Origin of the sequence: Hwanghaeella sp. 1Z406 (assembly GCF_048892425.1) — a bacterium.
Taxonomy (GTDB): Bacteria; Pseudomonadota; Alphaproteobacteria; order UBA8366; family Aestuariispiraceae; genus Pacificispira.
In genome coordinates this window covers 405010-416538 of the sequence record NZ_JBLZHU010000002.1, presented here as the reverse complement: position 1 = coordinate 416538, position 11529 = coordinate 405010, and the positions used below count along the sequence as shown (strand labels likewise).

General features: G+C 55.6%; 9 protein-coding genes and 3 tRNA genes. 7 read left to right on the top strand and 5 right to left on the bottom strand.

Going from position 1 to position 11529, the window contains the following annotated elements; all coding sequences use genetic code 11:
• Positions 1–64: 64 nt before the first annotated feature.
• Positions 65–138 (bottom strand) — tRNA-Gly (locus tag ACOSDR_RS06305).
• A gap of 100 nt (positions 139–238) precedes the next feature.
• Positions 239–323 (bottom strand) — tRNA-Tyr (locus tag ACOSDR_RS06300).
• 204 nt (positions 324–527) lie between these two features.
• Here ACOSDR_RS06300 and rlmB point away from each other — a divergent pair.
• The 3 genes from rlmB to ACOSDR_RS06285 all read left to right on the top strand — a co-directional run bounded on the left by rlmB (position 528) and on the right by ACOSDR_RS06285 (position 3942).
• Entirely contained in the window at positions 528–1424 is an 897-nt protein-coding gene (gene rlmB / locus ACOSDR_RS06295) for a 23S rRNA (guanosine(2251)-2'-O)-methyltransferase RlmB (RefSeq protein ID WP_420730704.1), read from the top strand.
• Between the two features lie 54 nt (positions 1425–1478).
• Positions 1479–1554 (top strand) — tRNA-Thr (locus tag ACOSDR_RS06290).
• A gap of 852 nt (positions 1555–2406) precedes the next feature.
• On the top strand, positions 2407–3942 hold the full coding sequence (locus ACOSDR_RS06285; protein WP_420730703.1) for an O-antigen ligase family protein: 1536 nt from the start codon (positions 2407–2409) through the stop codon (positions 3940–3942).
• Positions 3943–3956: 14 nt separating this feature from the next.
• On the opposite strand, the gene ACOSDR_RS06280 is transcribed toward ACOSDR_RS06285, so the two are convergent.
• Complete coding sequence (locus tag ACOSDR_RS06280; RefSeq protein WP_420730702.1) at positions 3957–4718, bottom strand: YdcF family protein; 762 nt, start codon at positions 4716–4718, stop codon at positions 3957–3959.
• 9 nt (positions 4719–4727) lie between these two features.
• On the bottom strand, positions 4728–5777 hold the full coding sequence (locus ACOSDR_RS06275) for a tetratricopeptide repeat protein (protein WP_420725147.1): 1050 nt from the start codon (positions 5775–5777) through the stop codon (positions 4728–4730).
• Between the two features lie 116 nt (positions 5778–5893).
• Between ACOSDR_RS06275 and fliN the strand changes: the two genes are divergently transcribed.
• Positions 5894–6217 carry a flagellar motor switch protein FliN gene (gene fliN, locus ACOSDR_RS06270; RefSeq protein ID WP_420725148.1) on the top strand — a complete coding sequence of 108 codons (324 nt, stop codon included), beginning with the start codon at positions 5894–5896 and terminating at the stop codon, positions 6215–6217.
• Positions 6218–6220: 3 nt separating this feature from the next.
• Here fliN and ACOSDR_RS06265 read toward each other — a convergent pair whose 3' ends face one another.
• Positions 6221–6445, bottom strand: a complete 225-nt coding sequence (locus tag ACOSDR_RS06265) for a sulfurtransferase TusA family protein (RefSeq protein WP_420725149.1) — start codon at positions 6443–6445, stop codon at positions 6221–6223.
• A 224-nt stretch (positions 6446–6669) separates the two neighbouring features.
• Here ACOSDR_RS06265 and ACOSDR_RS06260 point away from each other — a divergent pair, with 224 nt between their 5' ends.
• From ACOSDR_RS06260 to ACOSDR_RS06250, 3 genes are read left to right on the top strand one after another with little or no spacing between them, the layout of a single operon-like run.
• Positions 6670–7608: a sulfite exporter TauE/SafE family protein gene (locus tag ACOSDR_RS06260; protein WP_420725150.1), complete on the top strand. Its 939-nt coding sequence runs from the start codon at positions 6670–6672 to the stop codon at positions 7606–7608.
• Positions 7605–8381, top strand: coding sequence for a TIGR02186 family protein (locus ACOSDR_RS06255; protein WP_420730701.1), 777 nt, complete (start codon positions 7605–7607; stop codon positions 8379–8381). Before ACOSDR_RS06260 ends, ACOSDR_RS06255 begins: the two co-directional genes overlap by 4 nt.
• A 35-nt stretch (positions 8382–8416) precedes the next feature.
• Positions 8417–11365: a molybdopterin oxidoreductase family protein gene (locus ACOSDR_RS06250; RefSeq protein WP_420730700.1), complete on the top strand. Its 2949-nt coding sequence runs from the start codon at positions 8417–8419 to the stop codon at positions 11363–11365.
• Positions 11366–11529: the final 164 nt, after the last annotated feature.

The following is an 11529-nucleotide window of genomic DNA, read 5'->3' as shown; positions in this document are numbered from 1 at the left end:
TTGCGAAAACCCGCGACAGGCACCCTTAACCAACTGTTCGGGCCGACCAATTGCGCCGACTTACTGGAGCGGGTGAAGGGAATCGAACCCTCATAGCCAGCTTGGAAGGCTGGAGCTTTACCATTAAGCTACACCCGCAAAAAACATAGCCACAGGGCCAAGTCTTTTGCCCTATGACACCGCACATCACGACAAATCAGCCAGCCTACAGGGTCACAGCCCATCAGGCGCTCGTCGGTGGTGGAGGGAGTTGGATTTGAACCAACGTAGGCATAGCCAACGGATTTACAGTCCGTCCCCTTTAACCACTCGGGCATCCCTCCACGATACCGACGCAGCCGTGTCGCACGGCGAAACGGGGTTTAGTGTTCCCTCCCGTTCTTGTCAACGGACAATATCTGGAAAACATGCAACTATTCTAAGGGACTTGGTCATATCGCAGAAGACTGGGTCATATCGCAGGAGACTGGCATATTTTGTATCTTGCTCTCTTGCCGCAGCGCAGACTTCATCGTAAGAGCCATGTCATGATAAAACACACTCCTTCTAAAGGCCCCGCCAGAGATGCACGCAAAGCCGGGCATTTTGGAAAGAAGGCCCCCCGTGATCCCGGCTCCACTGAAAATGCCGCCGGCCAAAAATCAAACCGTGGAAAAGAGGCCCGAAAAGGTGGCCCGAAGGTTCCTGGCGGCAATCGCTATTGGTTGACGGGAACCCATCCCGTTCTGGCGGCTTTGGCTAATCCAGAGCGCCGGATCAATCGTCTGCTGGCGACAAAAAACGCTTTGGAGGTGATCCAGCAGGCCGCAGAACAGCGAGGCATCACGCCGGAAGTGGTGGACCGCAACGAGATTGAACGTCTGACCGGCCCGGATGAGGTTCATCAGGGCCTCGCCCTGGATGTCTTTCCGCTGGAGCCCCTGGCGTTGACAGACCTTCCCGATGCGCAACAGGGCCACCCCATCCTGGTCCTGGATCAGGTGACCGATCCCCGCAATGTTGGCGCAATCTTAAGATCTGCCGCCGTTTTCGGGGCCGCAGCGGTCATTGTCCAGGATCGGCATGCCCCGCCGGAAACTGCCGTACTGGCAAAGGCGGCCTCTGGCGCGCTGGAAACCACCCCGCTTGTCCGGGTGGGGAACCTGGCCCGTGCAATGGCAGATATCAAGCAATTGGGATATTGGACCGTGGGTTTGTCTGGTGCAGCCCAAGAAACCTTATCCGCCCTGCCGATGGACCGACCCATCGCCCTGGTATTAGGAGCGGAAGGGGACGGCATGCGCAGGCTGACTGAAGAAGCCTGTGATAAAATTCTGAAAATCGCCATGCGACCAAACGCGGTGGGATCGCTGAATGTCTCCAATGCAGCCGCAGTCGCCCTTTTTGCCGCTGTAAATTCTCAGCCACAGAAGATAGAGGATTGATTTTCACCGCGAGCAAGGCTAGACCCCATCCAAATAGTCGTGAGAGCGCTATGGGCCGGATTAGCTCAGCTGGTAGAGCAGCGGTTTTGTAAACCGAAGGTCGCGGGTTCGACTCCTGCATCCGGCACCAGTTTTTTTCTGAAATTAAAGGGTGCGGCGCTGTTTTTATGGCACCCTGTTACCCTTCTAACCAAAAGATCCAGAGCATTTTAAAAGACCTTTCTTTCTAGAATCTGTTTCAATGCGGATCACTCTGGCAAATTGACTAGGAAGAGATATCCCATTGTTCCATCCGTTGAGGCGCATCCGCGCCATCCTTTCGCTAGGCGTAACGGGCCTGCTGTTCGCGCTGGCAATGCTGCCTTTGAAATCTACAGATTTCATTGATTTTAGTCTCTTACCCTTTTTATACATCCTGCCTTTTATTGTGGTTCTGCTTCTGCTGACCGCCATCATCGACGCGTGTCACAGCCACCGCTTTCAAATGCGACTTTCTAACCCCGCCAAAGAATGGCGCGCTCTGCCTTCCTTAATATGTCGCGGGCTGTTTGTGACAACCTTTGGAAGCAGAAGCGATGTGGGTCCACAAACGGCGCATGGGACGATTCAAGGCAGGCTTGGCTGGATATTGATTTCAGGACTTATGGCCCTGTTGGGACTGTGGATCCTATGTCGGGAATACCTAACCACATCAATCAATCTGGATATCCAAGTTTGGCAATTCGGTGCTGCCATAACCTTGGCAGGCCTGTTGAGCCTGTGGTGGGGCAGGCGGTTTCATTTTGCGCGACTGCAGGCTGCTGGCGATGTCCCGCTGGTCCTGAAACAGTTCTCAAGAGTTGTAATCTGCAGTCTTGTTTCACAAGTGCTGGCTCTGATCAGCTTTTCCCTTATCTTGCGCGCATCTGGTGCCGATACCGATTTCACCATTCTGTTGGCTGGCGCCGCTGTGGTTTGTTTCGCCGCTGCCTTGCCGATCGGATTGAACGGCTGGGGCGTTCGTGAGCTCGCGGCACTCTTTGTTTTTGGCATATCTGGGGTAAGCCCCGGTATCTCCGTCTTGGCCGCCATCACTTTTGGGCTGGGCCAAGCCGTCGCCTCCGCCCTAATTCTGGCCCTCTTTCAAACAACACCAAGAGATAGGGTGAGAAACGAGACACCCCCTGAATCCGGCCTAAAATTTATACATTTGATGCACCCGTCCAGCGGTAACATCGCCCGGACTACGACAACCGCATCGCTTGTCTTATGGTTTGGCCTGTTCGCGGCCATTTTGTTGTTTTTTCAGTTCAAATTTACTTTAGGTGGCTTGACCATCACCCTTAACCTGGCAGACCCCATCGCCTTAGGGTTTCTTGCTACCGGCATCATATTCGTGGCGTTCAGGGTGAATGTGATGTTCAGATTGCCGCGCCTTGCCTGGTGCTGGCTTGCGGGTATGACCATAATCCTTGGCCTGACATTTCTGATCGGCGTTGATAAGTTTGGTGTGACGTCCTGGGCACTGACAAACCGACTTGCCGGATGGGTCGTGCTTATGGGATATGCGGTCTGTGGCGCAGCAATAATCACCGTCTTCGGCGCTGTTGGCCGCAAAAGAATGCTGGAAACCATTCTAGCAACCACGGTATCGGTAGTTCTTGTCCATAGCTGCGCACGACTTGGCTATGCCTCCGGACTTCTGGACACTCAGCCACCGCTCAATTTTGAGGGATTCGCCACGAATCGGAACAGTTTCGCTTTTCAGACTCTAATCGTGTTTGGCCTCTGCATCGCCACCTTTAAACCAAACAAGCAGTTACCCGGTGCCCTTTTTACAGTTGCAATCACGATTTTGATTTATGCCATTCTGCAGAGTGGCTCCTTGACGGGAATCATTTCGACCGTGATCCTGTCACTGATTTTGGGGTTTCACTTAAAACATCAGCGACGCCGCCTGTTGATAGCCGCAATGTCGGCGCTGGTGCTTTGGAAGGTTGGGGGTGTCCTGGCGACCGAGGCAATCGACTACATACAGAGTATCATGTCTCCTCCTTCAGTACCGCGTGACAGGCGATTCCGCGCAATCACGCACCTGCTTTTCATTGAAAGTTCGATCACGGCGCGATTGCTGTCCGTCCAGGCCGCGCTGCAGGCTTTCCTGCAGAACCCTGTCTTCGGGGCTGGTCTGGGATGGGGCATTCATTCCATCATGAGTGCCACCGGCGAGAAAATTGTTATCCACTCAACGTATTTGTGGATTCTTGCTGAAACCGGTCTTGTCGGCTTTATCGGTGCCTTTTGGTATCCGTGCATGGTTCTACTACCCAAGGTTCGGGACCTCATCACACACCATTCAAATCAAGTTCGAATGGTTTCCATAAAGGCGGCACCAGGGCTTTGGGCACTGGTTATCAGTGTTTGTTTTGGCCTGTTCAGCATTACCCATGAAATTGGGTATCAGAGACTGTTATGGCTGATGATCGGCGCTGCATGCGCAATACCGATCGGCGCCCGCAGATCCAAGACTGCTCGTTGATTGAAAGTCGTCGATCAAAATATATCTGCCAGAGTGATGCGACCCGTTATGCTGTAATAGACAGTCGCTGAAATCTCATAGCCTAAGATACGCCACCGGGACAGGCCACTGACCGTTGGCAGGAAATCCGCCGCGTCTATTACAGCAGCAGGCCCCGAACCGGTCGGCCAGAAACGAACATCGGAAACACCCGCCGCCCGCAGGCAAGCCACAGCACGCCGGGAGTGGATCATATCAGTGACAGCATACAGCCCCGTCCATCCGTTCTGCCGCAGGATCGCATAGGAATTATTGGCGTTTTCCCATGTGTTCAGAGACTCCCTTTCGACATAAATTTTGCCCGAAAATCCTCTAAAATTCAAAAATTCTGCTATGGCTTCGGCTTCTGATCGGCCTTCCCCATGAGTGATGCCCCCCGAAATCAATAGAGGCGCGCTAAGCCGTGCTGCCAACCACATTCCCTCAAACCCACGCATCAATGAATTGCCGCTGGGCCAGATGTTCCCATGGTCGTCAGAGCCCAACCCGCCCCCAAAAACCAGAACCGCCATATTGGGCGAGGGTTGTGACAGGCCGAAATCTTGCGCCTCCACAGCCCATATTTCTGATGCGATCCTGGAAGACACCGGCAATGACAGCACAAGAAGAAGCAACGCTGACAGTTTCAGCAGCAGATTGCCACGCCTCAAACCCTGACGGATGCACAGAAACAAGACCCCCAGAAGCACACCCCAAAGAGCCAGATTAGGAAGAATATCAGCGCCGAATGATTTCATCCCATGACCTTATTGGATAATTGTGCTCTCGATGGCACCGGATGCGGGCGGGGGCGTATTACCCAATCGCCGGAGAAAGTCCTGTTGCGCCGCCAATTCCTGTCGTTTCAGGCGGATGAGTTCCCGCAACTCAGGATAGGCGCCCTCTGATCCCTGGACCGCCGCGCGATAGGCATCCTTTATTCCTGCGCGGGCCGCAAATTCACGGGCGACGGCATTGTAATCATCCGGGGCAGCCGGCGTGCTGCCATCCTGGGCCATATCCAGCCATCGATCTACTGCGCGGCTATCCAACCCGGTCGCCGGGTTTTCCCGGGCATTTTCCATCATAGCCGACGCAACATTGTACTGAGCCGCCGGCAAGCCATTCTGCGCCGCTGCGATCAGCCAATCCATCCCCTGCGTGCGGTCATTGGGATCCGTGGAGCGACGCAAGGCAAGACCGACCAGATTCCGGGCCTGAATATCGCCATCCTGGGCCAACAGGCGCAATTTGGCCAGGACATCCAGCCCACCCCCGGCATTCAGTTTCAGGCGCAAGGCCTGTACTGTATCCCCCGGCTGTAGGACAGGATCAGAGGCGACCGCAAGCGACGGCGCCTGCGCCGTTGTCGGGATTGGAACCGACAGACCCGCCAATGCGTCCTGTGCCAGTTGGGCCCGCCTGTCCGCATCCAAAGATCGCGCCAGGGCATCGCGCTGATCCGCCGCCCCGTGCGCCCCCAATGCCGTGGCCCGGACGAACCAGAAATATGCCTGATCCAGATCCTTGGAAACACCATAGCCATTGGCCAACATCCACCCCAGATCCAAGGCTGCGGGTGGATAGTCCTGTTCGGCGGCAGCCCGCAGCCACCGAACCGCCTGAAAATCGTCCTGCCCGACACCATCGCCGGATTCATAGGCCAGGCCTAACTGATACTGAGCCTCTGCCTTGCCTGCCGCTGCCCCCGCCTGCAGGGCAGCAATATCCGCCGCATACCCTGCCGTGCTGATACCAAACAGGATCACAATCACAGACACGAAACGCAGAATGAGGGAATTGGGCATGGCTTTCATGGCGCTGTTTTGACCCCCAGGCCACCCTGTTGGCAAGCCGATATCGGATGGACGTGGTTCCGAATCACAGCGTAGAGTGACTTGTGTTGAAATTCTATTGAGAAATTGAGGCTTTCATGGCTGAGGAAAAGGGCGGCGAGGAAGAAAACGGCGCTTTGGCCGCCGCCGCTAAAAAAGTGATCGGCAAGGCGAGCAACAGCAGCGCGGTCAATAAAATCTCCGTCGATATCACGGCGGTGCTGGGCACTGCTGAAATGAAAGTCGCAAACTTGCTGAAAATCGGGCGCGGCGCCGTGATTGAATTGGACCGCAAGGTTGGCGATACCGTTGAGGTGCGCTGTAACGGCATGCCGATCGGTCGGGGCGAGATTGTCGTGGTGGACGATCACCTAGCCGTATCATTCACCGAAATCTACAACAAATCCCAAATCGACGATTAGACTTTAGCCTTTTAGAATTTGGAACAGGAATACACCGGATTCGGGTTCGCTTGCCTCCAGGCTGTGGCCAAAAGTCTCACAAAACGCGCGAATATCCGCCGGAGAGCCAGGGTCTGTCGCACGAATGTCCAACCGGTCCCCCGGCGCCAGTCCCTTAAGTGCCTTACGCGCCTTCAAAACCGGCAGGGGACATTTCAGGCCCGTTGCATCCAGTTCAACTGTCTTCATGTAACGATCCGCTTCCATTTATCGCAATTAACATAAATCAACGCACATTTTTTGTCTGTTGCCCGGATTGACGACAGGGGCAGGCGCGGGCCATTGTGGGGATGGTGATTAACTCAGCAATCACATTTACCTAGGCGGCCTGCGCACTGCGCGTTTCTTAAGATATCGTTGGGGGATATCTTAAACGCAAGGACACCGCGCCGCAAATGGGGGCCGACGCGCAGATGCATATATACCTGCCGATCGCCGAGATGTCGGTGAATATCTTCCTCATTCTGGGGATGGGCGCGGGTGTGGGGGTCATGTCGGGTATTTTTGGGGTCGGGGGCGGCTTTCTTATGACCCCCCTGCTGATTTTTCTGGGCGTCCCAGCCCCGGTGGCTGTCGGCACGGGCGCAAATCAAATTATCGCCTCTTCCGTGTCGGGCGTTCTGGCGCATTGGCGGCGGGGCAATGTTGATCTGATGATGGGCCTGATGTTGCTGTCAGGAGGTGTGGTCGGATCGACACTGGGTGTTTTCGTTTTCAAATTCCTGCAAACGCTGGGTCAGATCGACCTGGTCATTAAGTTATCCTATGTGATTTTCCTGGGCATCATCGGTGGCTTGATGATGGCGGAAAGCCTGCGGTCCCTGCTGCGGTCCCGCAAAAAATCCGGCGGTCGCATGCAGCGCAAATTGCACCAGCACAATTGGATGCATGGCCTGCCGCTGAAGTTCCGATTTCGAAAGTCAAAGCTGTATATCAGCCTTCTTCTGCCCATCGGGATTGGCTTCCTGGTAGGAATCCTGACCGCAATCATGGGGGTCGGCGGGGGCTTTGTCATGGTGCCGGCAATGATTTATCTGTTGGGTATGCCGACCAATGTTGTGGTAGGGACATCCCTGTTTCAGATTATCTTCGTCAGCGCCAATGCGACATTCTTTCAGGCCACATTAAATCAGACCGTGGATGTGGTTCTGGCGATGTTGCTGTTAATCGGCGGAGTCATTGGGGCCCAGTTCGGAACGAAGATTGGGGCCAAGCTGAAAGGAGAGCAGTTGCGCAGCCTGTTGGCCGTAATGGTGCTGATGGTCTGTGGTAAGTTGCTGTTTGATTTGGTCATCACGCCTGATGACGTGTATTCGATTGTCGCGGTTAGCGACAAGGCGGGGCCGCAATGATCGCAGTCCCGTCTCGCCCTGCCTTTCGATTGCGCCTGTCCTGGCCGCGCTGCATCCTGAGCCTGTTTTTATTGATCCCGGCATCACTCAGCGCGGATGAGCCTTTGGTCGCAGACCTGGACAACCATCTGGTCGCGATAACCGCAGGTTTCACCGGCGAGGAATTGTTGTTATTTGGAACGATGCAGGGCGATGGTGATATTGTCGTTGTCGTCCACGGGCCAAAACAAGATATCGTGGCGCGTCGGAAAGACCGAGTGGCCGGTATCTGGATGAATACAGAATCTGTTGAGTTCAAAGGTGTTCCGTCCTTCTACAGCGTCGCCACGACTGCAAAATCCGGACTGGATTTACCTCCCAGTGCATTGCGACGGCACCAGATCGGCCTGGAAAACATTCGCCTGCAAACCGATGATATCCTCAGTCAGAAGGACTATGACCAGTTTGCGGCCTCCGTCTTGCGAAACAAGGTCGCCATCGGCCTGTTCAGTCCAGATGCGGGCGTGGTTGAACGTCGGGGCCGACAGTTGTTTCGAGCCTCGGTCCTGATCCCCACCAATGTGCCTGTTGGGACCTATACGGTCGAAACATTGCTGGTGCGCGATGGTCAGGTCGCCGCAGCCCAGACAACGCCCCTGTTTGTGAACAAGGAAGGTTTTGGGGCGCAAGTCTACAGAACAGCTTACATGCAACCGGCCTTATATGGCCTGGCCGCGATCTTCATTGCCGGATTTGCCGGATTGGCTGCCAACTGGATCTTCCAGAAACTGTAACCGCGACGTCAGTATCAATTTGTTAAGGTAGGATAATGTCAGGACCCTTTACGACCGTTCAAGAGCAGGTGGATGTTACCCCAAACGCCATTGATCGGACCGAATACACAACATGCTATATGTGTGCCTGTCGCTGCGGTATCCGCGTCCATTTCAAAAATGATGAAGTCCGCTATATCGATGGCAATCCTGATCACCCGATCAACAAGGGGGTCTTGTGCGCCAAAGGGTCCGCCGGGATTATGAATTACAAATCCCCGGGGCGTTTGACGAAGCCCCTGAAACGCGTTGGTCCGCGCGGATCCGGGGAATTTGAAGAAATTGAATGGTCTGAGGCGATGGATCTGGCGACAGACTGGTTGTCGGATGTCCGCAAAACAGACCCCAAACGATTGGCATTTTTTACCGGGCGCGACCAAAGCCAGTCGCTGACCGGCTGGTGGGCAGGGCGGTTTGGGACGCCTAATTTTGCCGCCCATGGGGGATTCTGTTCGGTCAATATGGCTGCGGGTGGGCTGTATTCCATCGGCAGTTCCTTTTGGGAATTTGGCGAGCCGGATTGGGAACGCACCCTGTATTTCATGATGTTTGGCGTCGCTGAAGACCATGACAGCAATCCAATCAAAATGGGCCTGGGCCATCTCAAAAGCCGCGGCGAGGCAAAGTTTGTTTCGGTAAACCCGGTAAAGACAGGCTATTCCGCGATTGCCGATGAATGGGTTGGCATCCGCCCTGGGACAGACGGCCTGTTCGCCGGGGCGCTGATCCATGAATTGCTGGCGGCGGAGAAAATCGATTGGGATTATCTGGCCCGATACACCAACGCCCCCTGGCTGGTTATTCAGGCGCCGGGCACGGCAGATGATGGCCTGTTTGCCCGCGATCGCGATGGAAACCCCCTGATTCTGGACGGTAAAACCAAGAAACTGGTCAGCGCGCTGGAAGCCGGCGGTTCCCCGGTGATGAACGGCAGCGTCGATATTGCCGGTCAGCGGGCCGTCCCGGCCTTTCACCTGATGGCAAAGCGGTTTCTGGATAAAAGCTATTCGCCGGAAGAGGCGGAAAAATCCTGTGGCGTGTCCGCTGAAACGATCCGACGGATTGCCGCAGAACTGGCCCATGCCGCGTTTGAGCGCAGCATAGAACTGGACGTCGATTGGACCGATTGGGCCGGGCGCAAACAGACCAAGATTATCGGTCGGCCCGTCTCCCTGCATGCCATGCGCGGTGTTTCAGCCCATTCCAACGGGTTTCATACCTGTCGCATCCTGCATTTGCTGCAAATGATCCTGGGCACGATTGATGTGCCAGGCGGTTTTCGCTCCAAGCCACCCTTCCCACGCCCGGTGCCGCCGGGACCAAAACCGGCCGGCCATAGATCAGAGGCCAACAAGCCCCTGGAAGGGATGCCATTGGGCTTTCCCACCGGTCCGGAAGACCTACTGATCAATCCGGACGGCACGCCCAAACGCATCGATAAGGCCTATAGCTGGGAACATCCGCTGGCCGCCCATGGCCTGATGCAAATGGTCATTCACAATGCCTGGAAGGGCGACCCCTATCCCATTGATGTGCTGTTTATGTATATGGCCAATATGGGCTGGAACAGCTCGATGAATGTGCCGGGCGTGCTGCATTACCTGACCGATACGAATGAGGATGGCAGCTATAAAATCCCCAAGATCATCTATTCCGATGCCTTCTATTCAGAAACGGTTCCTTATGCCGATCTGGTGTTGCCCGATACGACCTATCTGGAGCGGTGGGATTGTATCTCTCTGCTGGACCGCCCGATCTGCAGTGCTGAGGGACCAGCCGATGCGATCCGCCACCCGGTCGTCCCGCTGGACCGCGATGTGCGGCCCTTTCAGGATGTCCTGATCGAATTGGGTGCACGCCTGAAACTGCCCGGTTTCGTCACGGCAGAGGGCAGCCCCGCTTACCCCGGCGGCTATCAGGATTACATCACCAATCACGAACGCGCGCCGGGCATTGGTCCGCTGGCCGGATGGCGCGGTGAGTTTGGCACGGATCAAGGCCGGGGCGCGCCCAATCAAGGCCAGCTGCAACGCTATATCGACAATGGTGGATTTTGGGAGGACCCCTTTACGGAATCCGAATCCTGGTTAAAGCACGGCAATAAGGACTATCTGACCCGCGCCCATAAAATGGGCTGGATTCCGTCCACGGACCGCATCGTCATGCAGATATATTCCGAACCTTTGCAAAAGTTCCGACTGGCAGCCCAGGGATTTGGCCCCGCCGTGCCGCCAGACCGCCACAGGCACCGCGTCGAAACCTATTTCGATCCAATCCCCTTCTGGTATCCACCGTTTGAAACTACGGCCACAGCACAGGACTATACCCTGCATGCCATCACCCAGCGCCCGATGCATATGTATCACAGTTGGGGGGGGCAAAATGCGTGGCTAAGACAAATCACCAATCAGAATCGCCTGTATCTGCATCCCGAAACCGCCGCGACTATCGATGCCGGCGATGAGGATTGGGTCTGGATCATCAGCCCCCAGGGCCGCGTGAAAGCCCAGATCAAAACCATGCATGGCGTTGAAAAAGGCACCATCTGGACCTGGAACGCGATTGGCAAGCGTAAGGGGGCCTGGGGCCTGAAACCCGGTGCACCAGAGACGGAGAAAGGGTTCCTGCTGAACCACATCATACCGGAATTGCTGCCTGCCCAGGGCGACGGCTTCCGCTATGCCAATGCCGATCCGGTGACGGGCCAGGCTGCCTGGTATGATTTGAAGGTGCGCCTGGAAAAATGCCCCGAAGACGAGGCCGGGGCGACAGAACCTATGTTTGAGCGGTTTGAGGTGCCTGAACTGGCCCCCAGCGCAGTCTCGACTGACGGCGTTTTGCGCTATGGCAAGGATCTGCACCCCGATCCATCCGGCAAACCCGCCGCCCCAATGGCGGAATGGATCGGCAATCAAAAAGGCCATAAAGAGGGAGGAAATCAATGACCGCCCCAATCCAACCACAAAGTGCCGTCATTCCCGCGAAGGCGGGAATCCAGAGCCGCATCGCACCAGTCTTCGGGCCGCTCTGGACCCCGGATCACGTCCGGGGTGACGAAGATAGGGGCCGGTGGGTTCCTCATAAGCGTAACACCACGGGAGGGACACAG